At 42.8% G+C, this 20,105-nt stretch carries 21 protein-coding genes and 2 tRNA genes; 17 read left to right on the plus strand and 6 right to left on the minus strand.

The features are described from left to right. Nucleotides 1-460: 460 nt before the first annotated feature. From SDE_RS01365 to SDE_RS22925, 8 genes are all read left to right on the plus strand, one after another. Nucleotides 461-1,129 (plus strand): BON domain-containing protein, encoded by a 669-nt coding sequence (locus SDE_RS01365; protein WP_011466746.1) that lies wholly within the window; start codon nt 461-463, stop codon nt 1,127-1,129. A 172-nt stretch (nt 1,130-1,301) separates the two neighbouring features. Next, entirely contained in the window at nt 1,302-1,859 is a 558-nt protein-coding gene (locus SDE_RS01370; RefSeq protein WP_011466747.1) for an MgtC/SapB family protein, read from the plus strand. A 99-nt stretch (nt 1,860-1,958) separates the two neighbouring features. Continuing rightward, nucleotides 1,959-3,290, plus strand: a complete 1,332-nt coding sequence (locus SDE_RS01375; protein ID WP_011466748.1) for a sigma-54-dependent transcriptional regulator — start codon at nt 1,959-1,961, stop codon at nt 3,288-3,290. A 58-nt stretch (nt 3,291-3,348) separates the two neighbouring features. After that, a complete protein-coding gene (locus tag SDE_RS01380; RefSeq protein ID WP_011466749.1) occupies nt 3,349-3,564 on the plus strand; it encodes a hypothetical protein in 216 nt (71 codons plus the stop codon). Nucleotides 3,565-3,696: 132 nt separating this feature from the next. Beyond that, the gene (locus tag SDE_RS01385; RefSeq protein WP_011466750.1) at nt 3,697-5,214 is read left to right on the plus strand and encodes a sensor histidine kinase; all 1,518 of its coding nucleotides are present in this window, start codon (nt 3,697-3,699) and stop codon (nt 5,212-5,214) included. A 62-nt stretch (nt 5,215-5,276) separates the two neighbouring features. Next, on the plus strand, nt 5,277-5,735 hold the full coding sequence (locus SDE_RS01390) for a response regulator (RefSeq protein WP_011466751.1): 459 nt from the start codon (nt 5,277-5,279) through the stop codon (nt 5,733-5,735). 39 nt (nt 5,736-5,774) lie between these two features. Further along, nucleotides 5,775-7,775 (plus strand): response regulator, encoded by a 2,001-nt coding sequence (locus SDE_RS01395; protein WP_011466752.1) that lies wholly within the window; start codon nt 5,775-5,777, stop codon nt 7,773-7,775. 302 nt (nt 7,776-8,077) lie between these two features. Next, complete coding sequence (locus SDE_RS22925) at nt 8,078-8,245, plus strand: hypothetical protein (protein WP_011466753.1); 168 nt, start codon at nt 8,078-8,080, stop codon at nt 8,243-8,245. Nucleotides 8,246-8,567: 322 nt separating this feature from the next. Here the strand turns inward: SDE_RS22925 and SDE_RS21045 are convergent, their stop codons facing one another. The 5 genes from SDE_RS21045 to SDE_RS21745 form a co-directional block, all read right to left on the minus strand. Then, nucleotides 8,568-10,085 (minus strand): mechanosensitive ion channel family protein, encoded by a 1,518-nt coding sequence (locus SDE_RS21045; protein ID WP_011466754.1) that lies wholly within the window; start codon nt 10,083-10,085, stop codon nt 8,568-8,570. Nucleotides 10,086-10,160: 75 nt separating this feature from the next. Further along, nucleotides 10,161-10,439 (minus strand): hypothetical protein, encoded by a 279-nt coding sequence (locus SDE_RS01405; protein ID WP_041324006.1) that lies wholly within the window; start codon nt 10,437-10,439, stop codon nt 10,161-10,163. After that, the gene (locus SDE_RS01410) at nt 10,414-10,920 is read right to left on the minus strand and encodes a hypothetical protein (RefSeq protein ID WP_011466756.1); all 507 of its coding nucleotides are present in this window, start codon (nt 10,918-10,920) and stop codon (nt 10,414-10,416) included. Before SDE_RS01410 ends, SDE_RS01405 begins: the two co-directional genes overlap by 26 nt. A gap of 50 nt (nt 10,921-10,970) precedes the next feature. Further along, nucleotides 10,971-11,222, minus strand: coding sequence for a hypothetical protein (locus tag SDE_RS01415; RefSeq protein ID WP_011466757.1), 252 nt, complete (start codon nt 11,220-11,222; stop codon nt 10,971-10,973). Nucleotides 11,223-11,312: 90 nt separating this feature from the next. Then, complete coding sequence (locus SDE_RS21745) at nt 11,313-11,477, minus strand: DUF1328 domain-containing protein (RefSeq protein WP_011466758.1); 165 nt, start codon at nt 11,475-11,477, stop codon at nt 11,313-11,315. Nucleotides 11,478-12,032: 555 nt separating this feature from the next. On the opposite strand from SDE_RS21745, the gene SDE_RS01425 reads away from it, so the two are divergent. The 7 genes from SDE_RS01425 (at nt 12,033) to SDE_RS01455 (ending at nt 17,314) form a co-directional block, all read left to right on the plus strand. After that, entirely contained in the window at nt 12,033-12,560 is a 528-nt protein-coding gene (locus tag SDE_RS01425) for a ferritin-like domain-containing protein (protein ID WP_011466759.1), read from the plus strand. A gap of 820 nt (nt 12,561-13,380) precedes the next feature. Continuing rightward, a complete protein-coding gene (locus SDE_RS01430; RefSeq protein WP_143710822.1) occupies nt 13,381-13,590 on the plus strand; it encodes a hypothetical protein in 210 nt (69 codons plus the stop codon). A gap of 104 nt (nt 13,591-13,694) precedes the next feature. After that, nucleotides 13,695-13,770: transfer RNA gene (locus tag SDE_RS01435), tRNA-Asn, on the plus strand. Nucleotides 13,771-13,831: 61 nt separating this feature from the next. Continuing rightward, entirely contained in the window at nt 13,832-15,028 is a 1,197-nt protein-coding gene (locus SDE_RS01440; protein ID WP_011466761.1) for an RtcB family protein, read from the plus strand. 104 nt (nt 15,029-15,132) lie between these two features. Then, on the plus strand, nt 15,133-15,426 hold the full coding sequence (locus SDE_RS01445; protein WP_011466762.1) for a hypothetical protein: 294 nt from the start codon (nt 15,133-15,135) through the stop codon (nt 15,424-15,426). 247 nt (nt 15,427-15,673) lie between these two features. After that, nucleotides 15,674-15,746 (plus strand) — tRNA-OTHER (locus SDE_RS01450). A 416-nt stretch (nt 15,747-16,162) separates the two neighbouring features. Further along, a complete protein-coding gene (locus SDE_RS01455; RefSeq protein ID WP_011466763.1) occupies nt 16,163-17,314 on the plus strand; it encodes a slipin family protein in 1,152 nt (383 codons plus the stop codon). Nucleotides 17,315-17,454: 140 nt separating this feature from the next. On the opposite strand, the gene SDE_RS01460 is transcribed toward SDE_RS01455, so the two are convergent. Beyond that, complete coding sequence (locus SDE_RS01460; protein WP_143710823.1) at nt 17,455-17,826, minus strand: hypothetical protein; 372 nt, start codon at nt 17,824-17,826, stop codon at nt 17,455-17,457. Nucleotides 17,827-18,564: 738 nt separating this feature from the next. On the opposite strand from SDE_RS01460, the gene SDE_RS01470 reads away from it, so the two are divergent. Beyond that, entirely contained in the window at nt 18,565-18,780 is a 216-nt protein-coding gene (locus SDE_RS01470) for a hypothetical protein (RefSeq protein WP_011466765.1), read from the plus strand. A gap of 744 nt (nt 18,781-19,524) precedes the next feature. Continuing rightward, the gene (locus SDE_RS21050) at nt 19,525-20,001 is read left to right on the plus strand and encodes a hypothetical protein (protein WP_158303840.1); all 477 of its coding nucleotides are present in this window, start codon (nt 19,525-19,527) and stop codon (nt 19,999-20,001) included. Nucleotides 20,002-20,105 lie beyond the last annotated feature (104 nt).

Here is a 20,105-nt window from a genome sequence, read left to right on the forward strand (position 1 = left end):
GAATTTTAATTGTATTGCTGTTTGCAGGGCATAGCAGCGTAGGTCAAAGTGTAATTATTGCTAGGTTTTTTGAACTTATTACATTTCTGCAAGGCATTGTTTAAATAATGCTGGGGCGATAGTAAGTCAAGCTGTAGCGCGCGACGCAGTAAAATATGAACTCGGTCACATATTGATTTTTAATGTTACATCATCTTTGTTCTGCTCTATCTCTTTATTCTCTAGGCGTTTGGCGGCTTGGCCGTTGTTGCCAATAGTTATTGCGTATAGCAATGCCCAAAAGCTGGCACAGGCTATGCAATAACTAATGTGTCAAGCAACGAAGCTTGTTTTAACGAAGCTTAATAAAGCTTCTACAAAATAAGTTACGTTTAATAGCAACTGCAGGCACTAAAGGTTAGTTGCACTATTAGTTGCAATAAGTGAAATATCTATAAGAGATACCTAAAGGAGAGTAATCATGAAAACATTAAATGCTTTTAATAAATTAAGTTTGGCTACAGCGTTATCTACTATTTTAGCGGCTTCTGCATTTGCAGGGTCTGGTACCCAAGAAAAGCAACATGAAGAGCATCGCGAAGGCCGAACAGCAGAGCAATACTGGAAAGAGTTTAAACACGACTCCGGCGAAGCTTGGCAAGATACTAAATCGGCGTTTCGCGATGGCTGGTTAGAAGGTAAGTTGGAAACTGCCATCATTATGAACGAACAGTTAAACCCCTTCGAAATTGACCTAGAAGTAAATGGTAGTACGGCCATATTGGAAGGCGAGGTGACTAGCGACATAGTGAAGGATCACGCTAAGTATGTAGCCTTAAGTGTAGAAGGCATCGATGAGGTTGAGAACAAACTTAAAGTAAACAAGGATGCCAAAATCAACGATAAAAAAAACAACGAGCGCAGTATTTCACGCACGCTAAAAGATGCCACCATTACGGCTGGCGTTAAAGCTGAATTGCTATCAAGCCCCGAAATAAAAGGTTTGAAAATCGATGTAGATACCGCCGAAGGTGAAGTAACGCTAACAGGTAAGGTAGACAGCAGTGCCAAACGCGCTCTTGCTGAGTACATTGCAAAAGACGTACGTGGCGTGAAAGGCGTTGTTAACAACCTGAAAGTTAAGTCTTAATAGTCAAATTAATTAAGACTTAAGCTGAGTGCTATATGGCACTCAGCTTTTTTGAGTTTTACCACGTCAATAATTAAGCAGAAAATATAGAACAAACAACTAGAGTGAGCCGCCGCAACAAGCAATACGCAGCAATCGGCATAGGCCATTTCTAGTACACAGGGAGTACGTTGTGATAGAGATAAGTAAACCCGCCCCGATAGTTGTAACAAATGTGCAGCCTGAAACGCATATGCCCTTGTATCAAATACCTTCTATTGCCGATTTTTTTAGCATCGATGGCGAATCGTTGCTATTCTATGCCGTTGTTGTGGTTACGGCGTGCTTGTTGTCGCTGCCCATTGCCATAGAGCGCTCGCGTGTTGCTCTAGGCCTGGGGTTGCGCACAGTGAGTATTGTGGCAACAGCGTGCTGTGGCTATGTGCTTATGGCTGCCTCCGTATTTGAAAGCGATGACGCGCAGGCCAAAATGCTTTATGGCGTAATAACGGGAATTGGCTTTATAGGTGCCGGAGCCTTGTTTAAGTCCGAAAGCGGAGTGCGCGGTACGGCTTCTGCTGCTAGTGTGTGGTCGGCGGCATCTATAGGCGTTGCTGTTGGTATGGGCGCAATTGAGCTTGCCATCATACTTAGCGTACTCACTTCAGTTACCTTATATTTTTTCTCGCGTCCGAAGGAAGATTCCGACTGCTTGGAATTGAAAAAGCAAAAAAAGGACGCACATCAATAGAATACATTTATACCGGCCAGTATTTGTACTGCTGGTAAGAGTACCTACCCAGCCCCTTATAAAATTCATTCAATGGGGGTAACTACACAAGGGAACCACATGCTAAAAGTGCTTTTGGTGGACGACGATCTCGATTTTTGTGATGCTGCGGCTCAGTTGATAACGTTGATGGGGCACGATGTAACAGTTTCAAACAGTTTGAGCGAAGCGCATACAGCCTTAAAACACACCCGCTTTAGTAATATCTTGCTAGACTTTATGCTGCCAGATGGCAGCGGTTTGCACCTTATTGATCATTTTAAAGACGACCCAGACGCCCCGAATATTACGCTTATTACGGGTCATCCATCTGTTAAAAATATTATGGCTGGCCTTTGTGGGCCGAAAGTTAACTACCTTATTAAGCCTATTAATAAAGCCGATTTAGAAGCCGCCATTAAAATCAACGTTGCCTCTACGGTGGCCAAGAGTGACCGTCACTTTGGTTGTTTGGTGGGCGAATCTGCGCCCATGCAAGAGCTTTACACCATGATAGAGCGCGTAGCGCGCACACCGGCCAATGTAATGCTTATGGGCGAAAGTGGTGTGGGTAAAGAAGTTGTGGCACAGGCCATACATAACGCTAGCAATGCGTCGCGCGGTGCGCAATCTAAATTAGTCGCGGCCAACTGCGGTGCTTTTTCGCGTGAGTTAATTGGCAGTGAATTATTTGGTCACGAAAAAGGCGCGTTTACCGGCGCCGTAGCGAGAAAGATAGGTTTCTTTGAGCAAGCCGAAGGTGGAAGCCTGTTTTTAGATGAAGTAACTGAAATGCCCATAGATATGCAGCCAAATTTACTGCGTGTGTTAGAAACCAATAAGGTAACACGCGTGGGTGGCGTTAAAGAAATAGATATAGACTGCCGAGTCATTTCCGCAACTAATCGCACTACCGAAGACCTGGCCGAAAATAATGTACTGCGAGAAGATTTGTATTTTCGTTTAGCCGTTTTCCCCATTCATATTCCACCACTGCGTAAACGCAAAGAAGATATCCCGTTACTAGCGGAACACTTTTTAGCCGATTTAAACGAACAGAACGGCTGTGCCTATCAATTTACCCCCGCGCAAATAGAAAAATTAACCCAGTACGATTGGCCGGGTAATGTACGAGAACTGCGTCATGCCATACATCGCGCCTTTATTATGAGCGACCCAGCCGGTACCGAAGTGGCGCTGCCCAGCGATTTTAGTTCGCCATTTACAAAAGTAAAAAAAGCAGAGCCAGGCATTAGCGCCGGTGTAAAAATAGACGAAATGGAAAAAGAGCTCATTCGTACTACCTTAGAGCACCTAGATGGCGATAAGCCACAGGCCGCAGAAATGCTAGGTATAAGTTTAAAAACGCTATATAACCGGTTAAATAAATACGGAGAACTAACAAGCGAATAGAATTTTATTTGCTTCTTCGCACAAAGGTATATGGCTGCGCAAGGCGGGAGGTTTTACAGTGAGCACATCAGCTAATGAGCAAAGTGACAGTAATATTCGCATTCATGGCGTGCGCAATAATTTGAATACTATAGCTATGCAAACCGAGTTGGCAAAAATGCTAGTAGAGGCCAATGGAGATAAAAGCAAAATTATTACAGCGTTAGATAAAGTGTTAGCCGCATGTACAGATTGTAGCGAAAGGCTACAAGCGGTAAACCAAAGTAAAGAATAAAGCGTAAATAGCAATACTGAACGGTACCAGTAGGACGCCTGTTATATATGTTTATCAAACAGCGTTAGCCAAAGCTGGGCCTTATGCTTTTACACCCTTTGGCGAAAGCCCATAACATAGCTTAGTTTACCTATGACCAAACAAGAATTAGACAATATACGAAAGCGCTCTCCCGTATGGGAATATTTTCTCACGTTATTTGTATTGGTAATTATTGGGGTGAATGCTTACTTGGCCTTTTCTACGGTAAACGATTTATCCCACAGGCACCGCAGTATTACCAATACCGGTAACGTAATTGTAGAGATTAAAGAACTGAATCAAAGCTTACTGGCGGCCGAGCTAGGTGAGTTGGTTTTCTTATTGGTAGAAGACGATACCGAAGTTGATCCATACCTGGCTGCACTCGAAGATTTAGATCTGCATGTCAAATCGGTAAGGCACCTTCGCACAGAAATTCCAGGGCAAGCAGAAGATATCCGTTTACTTGTAGATATGATTCGCCAGCGCATTGCGCAGCTGCGTGCTGGTTTAGAGCTTTCTTTAGCAGATAAACACGAGCGAGCAATAAATAAAATAACAACAAGAAAAGGCGTTGAGAATCAGAAAAAAATTGCAGATCTATTCGATAGAATAGAAACAAGAGAGTTTGCTTTACAGGGTAAGCTCTATTCGAAAATGGTGCAAAGCGATAAAAAATCACGCAATTTAATTATTGCATTCTTAGTTATAAGCAGCTTGTTAGTGGTCGGCGTGTTTGCCATTCTTAAGCTTACCCTACGCCGCGAAGCAGTCTATCGAGAAAAACTACAAAAGCGTGCCGATGAGCTTGAAGACAAAGTGCGTCAGCGCACTCAGGAAATAACCCTCTATTCCGAAGAGCTAGCTCGCAGTAATCAAGAGCTAGAAGATTTTGCTTTTGTTGCATCCCATGATCTGCAAGAGCCCCTTAGAAAAATTTGCACCTTCTCTGACCGTATGAATAAAAAGTATGCCGAGCAATTAGATGAGAAAGGCCGAGATTACCTTGTTAGGCTTAATGGCGCTGCTACAAGAATGTCTGTACTCATTCACAACTTACTAGAGTTTTCTCGTATTCGAACACGGGGTAAACCGTTTGTAACAGTAGATTTAGACCAATTAATTGCAGTCATAATAGATGACCTAGAGATAGCAATAGAGACAAACCAGGCGGTAATTAGCATAGATGCCTTACCTTCTATTAAGGCTGATGAAAGTCAAATGACCCAGCTTTTCCTAAATCTTTTATCTAATGCAATTAAGTTTAGAAAGCCTGATGTAACGCCCATTGTGCAAGTGCGTTATGCATTAGTACAAAAAGAAGCTATGAATACCCAGCTTAGTTTTCACGAGATTCGTGTGCAAGATAATGGTATTGGGTTTGATATGGATTACAAAGACAAAATATTTGTTCCATTTCAACGTTTGCATGCACGCGACGAATATCAAGGTACGGGTATTGGCCTAGCGGTATGTAGACGAATTGTTGAACGCCACGGCGGTACTATAGATGTGGAAAGCGCTGTGGGCGAAGGCTCGACGTTTATCATTCATATTCCGGTTGTAAGTATAGATATGGAAGGTGATATATCTGAGGCAATTGAAAAAATAGAAACACAAACAGAATAAAAATACGGTGCAGCGTACTAAGTGGCGTTGTTGTAGCTAGATCACTTAAATTGGATTAAAAAATGAATCGATTGGCCAAACCGCTTACCATTTTAATGGCGGATGACGACGACGACGACCGCATGATGACCCACGACGCACTAGTCGAAAGTCGAGTGATAAATAATTTCCACTTCGTTTGCGACGGAGTAGAGTTATTGGAATATTTGCGCAGAGAAGGAAAGTACGAAGATAAAGCACTATCGCCAAGGCCAGGCATTATTTTGCTTGATTTAAATATGCCTAGAATGGATGGCCGCGAAGCGTTAATGGAAATTAAAAACGACCCCAATTTACGTTCCATACCCGTTGTTATTCTTACTACCTCTAAACAAGAGGAAGACAAGGTAAAAGGCTATAACTTAGGTGCGGCGTCTTATATTACTAAGCCGGTAACTTTCGACGGCTTGGTAGAGCTAATGAGGGCGATGGGTAAATACTGGGTGGAATTTGTAGAGTTTCCTGAGCTTGAAAACGAATAGCTCTAGAATACGTAAATACTATATGTTTAAGGGTTGGCAATGGCCACTACACGTATTTTACTGGTTGAAGACGACGAAGACGATTACGTAATAGCGCGTGACGTGTTAGAGGAAATATCATTTCTAGATATTGAACTTATTCGCGCCGCCAACGTAAGTGCGGCGTACGATTACCTTAAACAAAATAACTTCGATCTCTGCTTATTAGATTATCAACTTGGTGCCTTTAACGGCATCGAGGTGTTGAAGCACGCTAGGGCATCAGGTTTCTCTGCGCCTATAATCATGCTTACAGGGCAAGCAGATAGTAAACTAGACGAGCAAGCACTCGATGCCGGTGCGGCAGATTATCTAAATAAAAGCGAAATAGGTACAGGTAGATTTATTCGCTCTATTCGCTACGCGCTGGCAAGACGCGATGTAGAGCGAGAAAGGGTGGAGCGCCTTAAAGCCGAAGCCGAAAATGAATCTAAAAATCGCTTTCTAGCCCATCTTAGCCACGAGCTGCGCACACCACTCACGTCTATTTTGGGCTACACCGAGTTGCTATTAAATAGCGACAAAGGCGCACAAGCTGCGGTTGAGTTAGATGTTATATACCGTAACGGTAAGCACTTACTCAATTTACTTAACGATGTGTTAGACCTATCAAAAATTGCCGCTGATCGCTTAGAAATAAATACGAGTAAGGTAGATGTTGGTAGTCTAATCGTAGATGTGTACACGCTGTTGCGCGTCAATGCGATTGATAAGGGCCTGAATATCACTTTGGCATCGACCACGCCTATACCCACTATCATCACCTCAGATTCCACCAGGCTGCGGCAAATCATTATTAATGTGGTGAGTAACGCAATTAAATTTACCGATGAGGGTGAAATAAATATTGCGCTATCTATGGACGATCATGCAGGTAAAGAAAAATTATGTGTAGTCGTTAAAGATACAGGTATTGGTATACCCGCAGATAAACTAGAGGAGATTTTCTCTCCCTTTTCGCAAGTAGCCGATGTAATTTCTAAAAGTGTGGGCGGTTCGGGCTTAGGCCTAGCAATAAGCTCTACACTTGCGAAAATGCTAGGCGGTGAGATTGTTGTGGAAAGTAAAATCGGCGAAGGTAGTCGCTTTAGCATATACATAGATGTAGGCGATGTTAGTAATGTGGAGCGCGAGTGGTTACGTTTTGATAAGCAAGCCAGCACAGCGCCTAAAAAACTCGAATACAGCCTAGAGGGTAAAGTGCTGGTTGTAGATGACCTGCGCGATATACGCAGCTTGGTAGGCCATATAATAAGCCAGGTCGGTGTAAAAGCTGAGTACGCTGCTAATGGTGCACGCGCCATAGCGGTAATAGAAAGCGCGCAGCAGGCCGGTAAACCGTTCGATTTAGTGTTAATGGACATCCACATGCCAGAAATGGATGGCAAACAAGCTGTTACCCTTTTACGAAATAAGGGCTATAGCTTACCCATTGTTGCATTAACAGCAGCGAGCATGCGTGGTAGCTATGAGCAGTTGGAAATATGCGGCTTTAATGGAATGTTAAGCAAGCCGGTAGATATAGATAAGTTATTTCAAGTTCTTAATAGTTACTTAATTCGAAAAGAGAATGCCAAACCTCCACACGTTAGCCTTGTTGCAGAGTCACCAGCTGCTATGCCAAGCAAATCGAGTACCGAATTAAGTATTCTACTGGTAGAAGACGACCCCGATGCAGCGAATGCTGTGGCCGAATTAATGGGGCACTTAGGGGCGCAAGTAAGTGTGGTTAATTCCGTTAAACATGGATGTGAGCAATTGCAGGCCAAAAAATGGGATGCAGTGCTAGTAGATAAAAACTTAACTGACGGAAGTGGGTTTAGTGTAATAACTAAAATAGGTGAGCAGGGTGTATCTACTTATGTTGCTGTGGTTAGTGGCGATGAAATATCACTGGCAGCCCACCCAGAGCTATCTATTAATGAAGTGTTACTTAAACCCTTACAGTTAAGCGCTCTCAAGCAACTGGTGGCTAATATACGCGGTTACGCTGGCGCATAAAATACGAACAGTAGTTAGTCTAGTCTTTCGCTATTTTCTTTGTACTATTTACATTTCTCTATCCGGTCTTACAAAATCACAGCTCGTCGAATTGTGAAATAATTTGCTAGGCTCTATTAAAAATTGCACGCTCGTCTGAAAGCCACGCCAGCCGTGGCATTCAGGCGATATAAAAATAAAGTTTGGTTTAAATGTAGTTGGCACGCTTATTGGATTATATAAGGTAAGTAACAAAAAAGGTGATAGTAAAATATCACTTACTTAATTAAGCAAACTACGTTAAAAACCAAAAGGAGATAGTTATGAAAACTTTAATGACTTTATTGTTCGCCGGTGTATTTTCATTTGCTTTAGTTGCCTGTGAAGAAGGCCCAGCTGAACGTGCAGGTGAAAGAGTGGATGAAGCAGTAGAAGATACTCGCAACGCCATTGAAGATGCCTGTGAAGATGCTACTAAAGAAAATTGCTAATAGCACCACAAGCAAGACCAAAAAAACCAGGCTTAGCCTGGTTTTTTTTTGGTCTTTTAAAAAGTAAGTATCCCAATAACAACCACAGGTAGATCTTAACTTAACTGGATATACCCAAACGCCTCTAAAAAACACCTCACACACGCAACAAATAAAAAAGCCCCATCTATAGTAGCGTTACTATAAATAGGGCCAAAGGGCTTGCGTAAATCTATACTAAATAAGAAATTTGTAATAAAAAACAACTCTCAAACAATACCTGTCCTCTGTCCTCTGTCCTCTGTCCTCTGTCCTCTGTCCTCTGTCCTCTGTCCCCTATCCCTTAACTATCCTCGCCACTATCGCCATCTGGCGCAGGCTGATTGGCTTTGTCCGTATTGGTTTTTTTCTGTGCCGGCTTAGCTTCTATGGTTGCGTGCTCAGATATTTTGTCATTTGAGTCCGCCTTTAAATGCAGTGGCGGTGCAGTACCGTTTTTATCCTCGCCAAAGTATATGGTTTGATGGGGGAACGGTATTTCTACATTGCGTTCGTCGAACAGTATTTTTACTCGGCGATTAAATTCACGTAGCACATTCCATTGCTGTAATGGCACAGTCTTAATACGTGCTTTAATTACAACAGCGCTATCACCGAATTTATCTAAACCAAACATCTCAAGTGGCTCAAGTAAAATATCTTTAAAGTCGTCATCGTCCTGTAGCTGCTTGTCCACTTCTATTAGCATGGCCATTACATCGTCTACGTTTTCACGGTAGGCTACGCCAATCTCCAGCATGGCATAGCTAAAGTCTTTCGTTTTATTTTCAACAATATCTACTTCGCTAAAGGGAATGGTATATACGTTACCGCTTAAATCGCGCAGTTGAACCTTGCGAATGGTAATGCGCTCTACAATGCCTGTGCGTCCAGCTAGCGTTACCACATCGTCTACTTGAATAAGGTCTTCAAAAATAATAATAAACCCCATTAGTAAATCTTTAATAAGTGTTTGCGCACCAAAACCAATGGCGAAACCTAATACACCGGCACCAGCAAGTAACGGCATTACATTTATGCCTAGCTCTGCAAGTAGCATAAGCGTAAAAACAACAAAGCAGGTTACATATACTGTATTGCGCGCTATAGGCAGAAGCGTATTTGTACGCGATTGACTTTTGCTTCCCCAGCGCTTGAACAGACTCTCCACTAAGCCATTGGCTATATGAACAATCATTGTGCCGGCGAGTACAATAAAATAGATGGTTAACAGGTTGGCAAGGGCTGCCATTACTGTGTCGTTAGCTAGTGTGTCTGTATCTACACCCCAGGTAACCGCAAGTGCACTAGCCGCGCCAACTACAAGTAAAAAGTTAATTAACCATAAAATTGCACGTTGGTAAAATCGGGTTTTCGAGGGGCTTAGATGCACGCGTCTTGCTAAATGAGTTATGCGCTGGCGTACCTTTTTGGTTATACGATTAGCGACTAGCATAAGCATTAAAGCGATAACAATAATGGCTGCGCTTGCTGCTAGTCGCGCATGCAGGCTATTGTTAAGGCCTAGATCGGCCAATATGCTAGAGAACTTGTCCTCCCATACTTCTAATGCTTCATCAATGGGAATGGAATCGCTTAAATTAATGTTTCCGCTTTCTTCTTCAGCGGTAGTGTTGGAATCTGCGCTTTGTTTGCCGTTTGGCTCTGCGTCATTTTGCGAAATTTGCTCTGCAATAGCTTGGCTGGGTTGCGCGTAACTATTGGCAACAAGAAAGCCATTGTGTAATAGTGAGAATGCAACTACCAGCACAATGGCTAAAAAATAAATGTGTTTAAACGGCTTAATCGATTTGGTGAACATAACGCTGCTACCCCAATGTCACATACTTAAAAATAGTATTTATAAAGAATTCTGCTTGGTACTATTAAGTGCAAATTAGGCTAGCGCATATGCGAATCTAGCAGCTGTTAACGCCATGCTGCGTCTTCTTCGCGCTATTTCTTTTTTTTCTGTATCGCTTATAAGCCTATCTCGTCGTGGGTTTAGTAATCTTTCGGTTACAAAACCCAGTCCACCTGCAACCGCCATGGCACTATATATTTGCTTGCGTGAAGCGGGCTGGGTTTTAACGAGTTGTTCAATAGCGCAGCGCTGCTGGGTCATCTCCAGCGCGCGCTGCTCTATATTTCTACTGCATTTGTTGCGCAATGGCATTTCTTGCCTCCCTAAGTTGAGTTGCTGTATGGGTAAAACCTATACGTTCCTTCAGGTTTTTTCGCATCATTACAATAATGCCTATACCTACCGCTTGGAGTAGCGTGAACGTTGCTAAGCCTATAAACCAAGCATCTGTGGTGGTTACTACTGGAATGGTAGCTGCGGCATAAGAAAATGCGACAGAAGCACCCAAGTAAGTAAGCAAAATCATAGGCAGTAACAGTAGCTTTAAAAACAGCGATTGGTTGAACGCTTGAATAGACTGCCCGAGTTCTGCTAAAGCGAGTGAGCCTAGGTTTTTTACCCAACCGCGACTCAACTCATAAAGCGCTAAATAATGGGTAAGTGCGTCTATTTGCTTTTGCTTTTGCTGTTGCTCGGCGGTGTATTGAGCACTGTTTGTGTCGGCGCGGCCGGCCTCTGGCGCGTTGCCAGAGGCCGATGCGGTTAACGTGTCTTCTTTTATTGTGCTTTGCATAAAATTACTCCTTTAAATATTGGTAGCAATTAGCGTGGTATACCCAAATACTATTTAAGTATTTTCGATACCAACCAGCCAGCAGCAAAAGCGCAGCCTACCGATGTAAGTGGGCGTTCTTGAATAAAGTTACCCGCTTTTTTTGCAACTTCGGTAGCTTGGCCTTTATTGGCTTCGTACTGGATTTGCGCTTTTTCTTTAACGCCATCCATTAGGTCGCTTGCAGCTTCGCTAGCTAATGAATAAGCCTGTTTTAACTTTTCTGAACTATTTGTAGAGTTTGCTTGATTTGCAGTAGCCATGGTGACTCTCCTTTCTTGGTTAAATATGTTGGATAAATTCCAACGCGTTAAAAAATTTATTAAGTAAGCTTTCGTTTAGTTATCGCCTAATCACACCCTGGGGCGTCGGCCAATTACGAGTGATACAACAAAGGCGATTAAAAATACAAAAAATAGAATCTTAGCGATGCCTGTTGCTACACCAGCAATGCCTACAAAACCAAATAGGCCGGCAACAAGCGCGATAAGTAAAAAAACAATCGAGTAATAAAGCATGACCGTGATCCTCTTGTAATTTGGAAGATAAAAGTAAATTAAGCTTTAAGCGTTAAATTACTTTTTTGTTTGGTTCGCTGAGAGTGTTGCTATAAGCGTGCCAACTGTTAAAACAGCGGCTGTTAGGGCGTTGCAGCGGTGTTAGAGCAAATATGCGTGTGATTTTTGTAAAAGCTACACGGCTATTGTGTAAATACCACAAGTAATTGGGCGGCGTACTCTATAAGGCCTGGTATTAGCCGGCATAACCTTAAGTACTGGCTGCCGCGAGTATCTCGTCTATTTATAGCTACAGATGGCAACTAGATGGCTACAAGCCCCGTAGGCTGTGACGTTAGTGAGGCACAGGCGAGCCAGTAGAGGGGGTGATATGGCTAATACCACCCTTATTTGGCACGCTTTTCGCTATAACCCTTATGTGAGTAAAGTGTATGCCCAAGAAGTTAAATACACCCAATATTAAAAAGTGCGGTTATTACTAAACCTCATCTAGTTAGCATTAGCGGTGGGCTTGGGTAGCAAACAAACAATTAACATACTTGTAAAAGGTGAACTATGAACAGCCAAGCGAAGCCTTCACTTAAAACAAATTTGGAGGCAGTAAGATTCAACAAAGAAGTGGAAATACCTAAAGACAAAGATTACCTAACGCATTTAAATGACTTGGTTCGCGCACTAAACAGTAGTATTCATTTTTATCGCGCAGCTAATCAAGATGTGCCCAATGTACTATTGGCAGGTGTGTTTAACGAAATAGCCGAGTCGCACCGCATGTGTGTAGAGGCCCTGCAGCCGTTTATTACCTATACGGTAGGCGAACCAGAAGAAGGTAATTCGTTTGCGGTGGAACTAAGAAAAGTATATGCAAGCGTACTGGCATGTATTAAATCCGATACCGAGCTTACCTACCTGAGTAACCTCGAAGAGGTAGAAGATAAGCTGCTAGAACTATGCGATAGAGCGCTTGAAGAAAATATACCGGTTACCTGTAGGGTAATCGTTAATGAAGTACGTGCTTCTATTCAAGTTAGCCACGATAGAATGCTAGGTATATTGCGCGCGCGTGAGCGGTTGGCGTCTTAGTGTTTGACCAAGCGCGTAGTGCTTTCAGCCAATTTGCTATTTAAAGTAGCCATTGGTAAAAAATAGTCCTATAATGCGCGCAAATTTCAAACAACAGATTGTATCTATAATGTTAAAGCTAGTTAATTACAACAATATGCACGCGTGCGAGTTCCTAGGCGAAAGCCAGGCGCCGCGTTGCGTATACTCGTTGCTTACTAGATAACATTATTATTGCGTTCTGGTAGGCCTAGCCTTCCTAAACTGCATAAGCGAAACCCGGAAGGCGAGAGCCAACCGGGTTTTTTTATGGTTGAAATTTGCGGTTGAAATTTATGTTTAGGTTTTTTAAACCGTTAGCGTATGAATTTAGTATTTAAGAAAGTGAGGGCAAGCGTTTGCAAATAGAGCTGTTTCAACAATTGAAACTGATTAAATAAAAAGAATGGTTAGATCGTTTATTTATTAATGAATAACCTAATTCCACGGGCAGGGAAAGTACAGCGTTGTAGCGTATTTTCCGCGCTAGAGTTCGTCTTAAATATTGCGTAAATTTGCGTAAGGCTGGCGCTCGCTTTAGCACAAATAAGCGTATATAACTTATAGTAATATAAGTAAATAACCATCAAATAATTAAGTTTGCGCGAGCAATAATATTTGAGTATCGTTTAAAAAGATTCAGCGCCACGGCTTATTTGAAAGCGGTAAAGTGCCTGACTTTATAAGTAACTTTATAAGCAGAGCGTAGTTCTCTGTAAAGTTGTTATCTATTAGGTTGTTCCCTATAAATAGTACGCTGCAGGCTGGTTGCCTGCGCATAGTAAAAACTAAGGTAATTCTTGTGAGTAAATTTACAGCACATATATTAGCTAGCATTACACAAAGCCTGAATACAGGCTGGCAGCCACGTGTGAGCGAAGGTTTAGATAGCAAGGCTATTACCCTTCAGAGCTACAATTGGCGGGTAATTGCTAATAGCAGCTGCAAGCTAGTACTAACTGCATTACCGCTGAATTTTTACGCAAACGAACAAAATATGCTTAACGTATAGCGCGAGCCTTATATATTGAAGGCCGCAAGGCCTTCCGGATAATACCCCGGCAGGAGACTGTTGGGGTTTTTTCGTTTTGGGGCAGTTAAAAGCCCGAATAAATTTGGTACGTAGCTTAATCGGTAAAGCGCTTGGCTGTTAACTAAGACGATGCAGGTTCGAAGCCTGCCGTACCAGCCAGAAGTAAACCGCGAATTGGTAGCAGCCATTCGCAAAATAGGCACTTAAAAGGAGAAGGGGTATGAGCATTAAACATATATTGCCCCCACATAAAGACCAGCGATTGTCGGTAAAAATTTGGACAGATGACATAGATTACAAAACTCAAGCGCAATTAAGCCGAGTGGCCAACTTGCCGTTTGTTTTTAAGCATGTGGCAGCCATGCCCGATGTACACCTTGGTAGGGGGGCAACAGTGGGGTCGGTAATTGCTACCGAAAAAGCCATTATTCCCGCTGCCGTAGGTGTAGATATTGGCTGCGGTATGAACGCAGTGCGGTTATCCATAAAGGCTAGCCAGCTACCAGAAAGCTTAAAAGCAGTAAGGCGGGGCATTGAATCGGTAGTGCCGTTGGGTGCGGGGGGTAAACATCGCAACCCGCAAATAGCAGGCGGGCACGATATATCAATGCGTTTGAGTGCAATTTTTGAAAAGCATCCTGCGTTAAACAAACGTATTCGTTACGACGCTTTTTCAAGGCAATTAGGTACGTTAGGTTCGGGTAACCACTTTATTGAATTGTGTTTAGACGAAAACGATGACGTGTGGATTATGTTGCACTCGGGTAGTCGCGGTATTGGTAACAAAATTGGCATGTACTTTATTGAGTTGGCCAAGCGAGAAATGGAGCGCTGGATGATCCATTTACCCGATACCGATTTAGCGTACTTGTCGGAGGGATCGGACTACTACGACGATTACATAGAAGCCGTCACTTGGGGGCAAGATTACGCAGCATTAAATCGAACCCATATGATGAATGCCGTAATCAAAGTGCTGCAAACACATTTGCCGCCCTTTGTTATTACGCAAGAAGCAATAAATTGCCATCACAACTATGTGGAAAAGGAAAACCACTTTGGCAAAAACGTATGGGTAACCCGCAAGGGCGCCATTCGAGCACGCAAAGACGACCTTGGCATTATTCCTGGGTCCATGGGCGATAAAAGTTTTATTGTGCGTGGCAAAGGCGAAGAGCAATCGTTCTGCTCGTGTTCGCACGGCGCGGGCCGACGTTTTAGCCGAACTGCAGCGCGTAAAAACTTTAGCGTAGCAGATTTAGTGGCGGCAACCGAGGGTGTGGAATGCCGTAAAGATGGTGGGGTGTTGGATGAAATCCCCATGGCCTACAAGCCTATTAACGATGTAATGCAAAACCAAACTGACTTGGTTGAAGTGGTTCATACACTTAAACAGGTTGTAAATGTAAAAGGCTAAGAGGCTAGCTTCTTAGCGTAAAAATACTTAAGTATGCGCACTTAATACTAAACCTACGGGCGTTTAAGTGCGTATTCCTAAGTATTTTTTATAAGGAGGCCACAATGCGATTGGCTATAACACGGTCTGGCTTTTTCACCGCAGACCATTACTGCGCAGATGCACGCTCTGCCAAAAAAATATTGCGTGAAAACAAAGTATCACTCGTAGCAATAGATTATCAGCTGGTAGGCGAAACAAATGGCTGCGAAGTATTGGCTTGGGCCGCTCAACACGCATTATTGCCCAACTATGTAGTAGTAATAGAAAGCAACCGTGTACGGCGTACACAGCTTGCTATTCAACTGCAAAAGGTGGGGTATCGCAGTGGTGATCAAACAACGTTTATACGTTGCTAGGGGATCTCTGAATAACCCCAACCGTTTTTTGTCTCCCGCAAAAAGCAATTGGGGTTATTCAGAGTTTGCCTAGGCCCATTAAAAGAATTTAAACACAATGGCAATAACCATGGTAATAGCAATGGCCCATGTGTTTATCAAAGCGTTTAGAGAGTTGTTGATTTGACAGCGGTATTGGTTCTAATGCCAATCCGGCGCATAGGGCTTACCCAAATGTGTACCGACTTGTCAGCACGCTAAACACCAGTGTTTTGTAGCTCAGTAGGGTAGAGCAATCGATATGATTCGATCTGTCGTGGGTTCAATTCCCATCAAAACAACACCGTCGTACCAAACGACTTACGGTAAAGGTCGAGAGACCCAGGGGTTCGAGTCCTCACAAGTAAAAACTTGTTGATAAATCGACACGAAGCTTACGGTTAATAGCAAATATACGGTTGTTAAAAAGCGCCGCACTATTTGTAAGTGCACTAGGATGTGCACAAAGGACACCGATAAATGGATGTATAAATAAAAGGATTTAGCACCGCTTAAATTGCGCTTGTACAGGTTGTTTAAGGCTTAGCTTAATTACGCTCGTTATGGGTCTAACCCTTGCGCATTGGGCAGCACTAACGTTTAAGCAAAAATTTGCTAGCGATAGAGCAGCACCTTGCCCATAGGTTATAAATAGCGAACCTAACTAAGCGAGGCTAAGCTTCACTTTTATATAAAAACCATAAAAAGGAATACTACGATGATTTTATGGAAAGTAATAGAACTGGCGGATAACGAGCGCGCCTTGTTATACCGAAAAAATAAATTAATAAGCGTATTGCAACCTGGCACGCATCGCGTTGCTACCTTTAAAGGTGCACTGCGCGTAGAGAAGTACGACATTACCAAGGTGGTGTTTGAACACCCCAAGGCAAAGTTTCTGTTAAAACAATATGCAGATATTCTGGCGCCCAGCATCAAAGCTGTAGATATAGGCGAGCAAGAAGTGGGTTTGGTCTATAGAGATAATATTCTTGTAGATGTGCTTGCGCCCGCTAGCCATTTGGCTACTTGGGTTGGTGCAGAAGACGTGCGAGTGGAAGTAATAGACATAAGCGAAAACTTTCGCATAGACGACAAGCTAGTTGGCTTGCTCGGCCGCGGTGCAAAGGTTGGCCAAAGCCGAGCTTTGGCACAGGCAATACACTATGTAGAAGTGCCCGACGAACAGGTAGGTTTGCTTAAGGTGAATGGCAAGTTAGAAGCGCTATTAGAAAGTGGTGCCTATGGGTTCTGGAAGTACAACCGCTCGGTAGCCGTAAGTTTTTTGGACTTGCGCTTACAAACCATGGATGTAAGCGGCCAAGAAATACTTACCAAAGACCGCGTAAGTTTGCGTATTAACTTGAGCGCTACCTATCGTATAACCGATGTAAAAACCGTAGCACTTAAATTAAAAGACTACGCAAATTTCGCATACTTAGAGCTACAGCTTAAATTGCGAGAAGCGGTAGGCACAAAAAGCTTAGATGAACTTTTAGCCGACAAAGATTCGCTGAATGTAGTAATTGCGCAAGCAGTAAAAACACACTTCGCCGAATATGGCATTAGCCTGCAAAGCGTAGGGGTAAAAGACATTATCTTACCCGGTGACATGAAGGTAATATTAAACAAAGTTGTAGAGGCCCAAAAAGAAGCCGAAGCAAACTTAATTAAACGCAGGGAAGAAACCCAAGCCATGCGATCCCTTCACAACACGGCAAAGCTAATGGAAAACAACCCAGTGTTATTACGTTTAAGGGAATTAGAGTCCTTAGAAAAAGTAACCGACCGCATAGGCTCACTAACTGTGTTCGGCGGCTTAGAGAGTGTAATGCGCGATTTGGTTAAGCTCAACGTCCCAAGCGTATGACGCACAATAGCATCGTACAAACCCACTCTACCGAAGAAAAAACGGTAGGGTGGGCATTGCCCACCAAAGATAATTTAAAATACAATCAGCCCATATTATTTAACAATAAAGGCGAGGTAGGGGTACATTATTTAAATCCGTTATTTCCGTAACGCTCTTTCAATTTTTAGGACGTTTTTATAAAGCTCCCGAATAAAGAAAAATGCATAGTCTTTGTCTCCTTCATCTTTTGAAAGCTGATCAGTGAACTTGGAAAGTTGATCTTCATGCCATTGTATAGCTGTGGTGTATTCAATGTAACGATAGTCTTGGTTTGAATGTTCGTCCACTGGATAAGCTTTTTTCACTGTCTCTAACTTTACATCTCTGTATACCACCACATGAATATCAAATTGCTGTGGGGTACTATAATGCTCTTTTGCCCAGGGCCAGCGCTCTGGGCCGAGAAGTTCTCCTGCCATTGCTTCTGGGCCGAAATCTTGATACTGCAGTACAAGTGTATTTTCTTTCACTATTCTCACACCATTAGCACAAGACCATAATGTGATGCATCCGAACAACAAAAATATTCTCGTGAAAAAATTTACGAACATTTTAGTTTGCTCATGGTTAGAAGCGGAATCATATCGGGAGGGACGATTATAAAATTCGAATTCCACGGGAAGTTGGGTATTTTTCTGATTTCATATAAATCGCTACTGATGCCGTCCCAATGGACTTCGTAAACCGAACCTAAAGAGAAAAGCCAATTATGCTTCCCTTTGGTACTCATGCCTACACCGAATTTAACCCTATTTAGTGCGATTGAATCTGTTATGTTTAACTTTTTCACCCCTTCCCTTCGAGAGAAACCCTCTCCCTATGTTCCCGTTGCTGGCGCTAACAGATAGATATTCTTTGCGCGCCAATGTAGCTAACGACTTATCGAAAAAGCCCGCTCTGGGTAAGGTGGCTGTCAGGGTCTAAGGCTGATCCGGTACAAGAAAATAACGAAGATTGACTTTAAGAAACCCCAGCACTAAAGTAGCCCCGCTTGGTAACAAACCAAGTCGGGATTGAGACCCCGATAACACAAGGACCACAAGACGTTTAAAGCGTTTATCTGTGGGCAGCCTGCTATGGTGGGCTGTATGGGGCACCCTTAGGGGTGGCCGCTTCCTTGTGTGCGGTAGTCTCAACCCTGTGCAGCCCATCACCATAAGATTGAGACCTTGTGATGATGGGATATCATTTTTCTCACAAGGATTATTATGCAAAATTATCAAAACCCTATCATCCAAGATAGCACTACAGATACCTTATTCTACGCACAATCTGTGCTTGCAGTCTTGCAAGAATATTACGCAGCCGTGAACCTTCCCCAGCGCGATCAAGAAGAGAATGTAAGTTGCGGCCTACATTGGATTCTACGCTGTGTGGACAACGCACTAGAGTTCGAAATCAAGCGGCTTAGCCTCGGTGAATAAGGACCAATAAACATCCTTCCACCATCGAGTATTGAGTTGTTACTTGGTGGTATTCTTCCCACACCTTCAAATAATTACTAACCATTGATTGCGACAGTCGTAAGCTCATTAAGACGTTCTGATAGCCTCTTTGCAAGAGTACTTTGGCAAGTATATTAACTTGAACCTTCAGCCCATTGTCGTCGGTACTCGTATTAATTCTCTGCCGGTAAAGCCGAGGAGGCATTCACCGCCGTGCCACTTCGTAAGAATTAACGGTTTACTGGCGCGCGCCCAGCGCCTCGGCCATTTGAGTCTGAGGGGGAACTAAGACCGTCAATGAAATAGAAATCTATTCGATTCTTGTTTGAGAAATCTAAAGATAAGGTGGGTGAGTGGGGTTGATGCTTTTCTATTCGGGACGGGGGGGATGAATACCGCCGGTGTGACACATTATATTTGTTGTTTTTTATTGGAAATATTTAACGTGTAATATCAAAGGGTTACAAGATGTTTTATCATTTCAGCACAATTGGATAATTGCAGGCACACGGTATATCTTTGTGGTTTGGCTGGCTTTGACTTTGTAGTTTTGGAACGTTAGTTTATAGTTGATGTTCGTTAACTGAATGTTAACTTAAGTGTTATAAGAAAAGTGTTGCGAGGTAGGTTTTACATACCAGTATCGCGACGTTCTATTTTGGGATATATGTCTCTAGGGTATATATTTAGGTGTTAAGTTTTCTCGAAGAAATGGAGCTGAATTTGAATATAAGTGATGGATTTTCGTTGCTAGCAGTGATAATTGCGTTCGTGTCTCTATATCGGACAAGGAAACAAAATGAGTTTGAAAACGCACTCAATTTAGCGAATTCTAAACTAGCGCAACTACAGCTTGAAATACTGGAGAGGGAGGAGAAAAAGAATAGCTCGGCGGATGTCGGTGCCTATTTTTATTTGGATGGGAAATCTAATTATAGAATCGCGGTGCGGAATAATGGTAAGGCCACAGCATCTAACGTTATGATTGAAGTAAGAGTTTCAGGAGAAGATAGAAGTCCTATCATTAAAAGTGACTTGGCTGACAAATTCCCGGTTAAAAGACTAGCTCCTGAAGCCGAAATCTACCTCTATGCTTCTATAACTTTAGATATGAAACCGGTATTTGATGCATTGATATCATGGGTAAATCCAAATGGCGAAACGGAAACCAAGGAGCTTAAGCTCAGCTTGCCAGGATAAAAACTTAACAAGCTATCAAGGTACGCCAGCAAGCTGGCTGGACCTCCGTTGCGTTGCTTGGTTTGTGCTTTTCGCTACGCTAGCACAAACAAATCAACGCAACT

Source organism: Saccharophagus degradans 2-40, assembly GCF_000013665.1.
GTDB lineage: Bacteria > Pseudomonadota > Gammaproteobacteria > Pseudomonadales > Cellvibrionaceae > Saccharophagus > Saccharophagus degradans.